This is a genomic window from Flavobacterium proteolyticum (genome assembly GCF_015223105.1).
GTDB lineage: Bacteria > Bacteroidota > Bacteroidia > Flavobacteriales > Flavobacteriaceae > Flavobacterium > Flavobacterium proteolyticum.
The window spans coordinates 1-1,996 of the sequence record NZ_JADFTZ010000013.1 but is presented as its reverse complement, the minus strand read 5'-3'; the positions used below and the strand labels follow the sequence as shown (position 1 = coordinate 1,996).

At 43.3% G+C, this 1,996-nt stretch carries 1 protein-coding gene; it reads left to right on the top strand.

Features of this window, described 5'->3' with window-relative positions:
• Positions 1–1,996: beta strand repeat-containing protein (locus tag IM755_RS12735; protein WP_394368310.1), on the top strand; the 1,996-nt coding region annotated here is incomplete at both ends.

Genomic DNA, 1,996 nt, shown 5'->3' with positions numbered 1-1,996 from the left:
ATATCACTTTAGCAACAACCGGAGCTACAGGCGCTACCTTTACTGGCTTACCAGCAGGAGTTACAGGTTCATGGGCAGCTAACGTTGTAACTATTAGTGGAACTCCAACAGCGAGTGGTACTTTCAATTATACAGTTACCACAACAGGTGGATGTCCGCCAGCAACAGCTACAGGAACAATCACAGTAACACCATTGAATACTATTGCAGCAGGAACAAGCCAAACAGTTTGTGTTAACAGTGCAATTACAAATATCACCCTAGCAACAACCGGAGCAACCGGAGCTACCTTTACTGGCTTACCAGCAGGAGTTACAGGTTCATGGGCAGCTAACGTTGTAACTATTAGTGGAACTCCAACAGCGAGTGGTACTTTCAACTATACTGTTACTACAACAGGCGGATGTCCACCAGCAACAGCTACAGGAACAATCACAGTAACACCATTGAATACTATTGCAGCAGGAACAAGCCAAACAGTTTGTGTTAACAGTGCAATTACGAATATCACTTTAGCAACAACCGGAGCAACTGGCGCAACCTTTACTGGCTTACCAGCAGGAGTTACAGGTTCATGGGCAGCTAACGTTGTAACTATTAGTGGAACTCCAACAGCGAGTGGTACTTTCAACTATACTGTTACTACAACAGGCGGATGTCCACCAGCAACAGCTACAGGAACAATCACAGTAACACCATTGAATACTATTGCAGCCGGAACAAGCCAAACAGTTTGTGTTAACAGTGCAATTACGAATATTACATTAGCAACAACCGGAGCTACAGGCGCTACCTTTACTGGCTTACCAGCAGGAGTTACAGGTTCATGGGCAGGAAACGTTGTAACTATTAGTGGAACTCCAACAGCGAGTGGTACTTTCAACTATACTGTTACTACAACAGGTGGATGTCCACCAGCAACAGCTACAGGAACAATAACTGTTAATCCAACAGCTGTTCCAGTAACAGGATTTAGTTACTCTACACCAGTTTGTATTAACGGAACTAACCCAATTCCAACAACAGTGGTTGGTTTCACAACAGGGGGTATTTATAGTTCATCTCCAGGTTTATCTATTAATGGTACTACAGGTGAAATTAATCTTGGTTTAAGTACAGCAGGAACATATACTGTAACATATTTCTATGGAGCAACAGTATGTGGAGCAGCTGGTAGCAGTACTTTTGATATTACGATAACTCCTTTACCTGTAATAACTTTAACTTCAGCGGTTCCTACAACAAGTCAAACAGTTTGTGTTAATAGTGCAATTACGAATATCACTTATTCTGTTACAAATGCAACCGGCGCAACATTTACTGGATTACCAGCAGGAGTTACTGGTTCTTTTGTTGCGGGAGTATTCACAATCAGTGGTACACCAACTGCAAGTGGAACGTTCAACTACACTGTAACTACTACAGGAGGTTGTTCACCAGCAGCAACTGCTACAGGAACAATCACAGTAACGCCATTGAACACTATTGCAGCCGGAACAAGCCAAACAGTTTGTGTTAACAGTGCAATTACAAATATTACATTAGCAACAACCGGAGCAACCGGAGCTACTTTTACTGGCTTACCAGCAGGAGTCACAGGTTCATGGGCAGCCAACGTTGTAACTATTAGTGGAACTCCAACAGCGAGTGGTACTTTCAACTATACAGTTACTACAACAGGTGGATGTCCACCAGCAACAGCTACGGGAACAATCACAGTAACACCATTGAACACTATTGCAGCAGGAACAAGCCAAACAGTTTGTGTTAACAGTGCAATTACAAATATCACCCTAGCAACAACCGGAGCAACTGGCGCAACCTTTACTGGCTTACCAGCAGGAGTTACAGGTTCATGGGCAGCTAACGTTGTAACTATTAGTGGAACTCCAACAGCGAGTGGTACTTTCAACTATACTGTTACTACAACAGGCGGATGTCCACCAGCAACAGCTACAGGAACAATCACAGTAACACCATTGAATACTATTGCAGC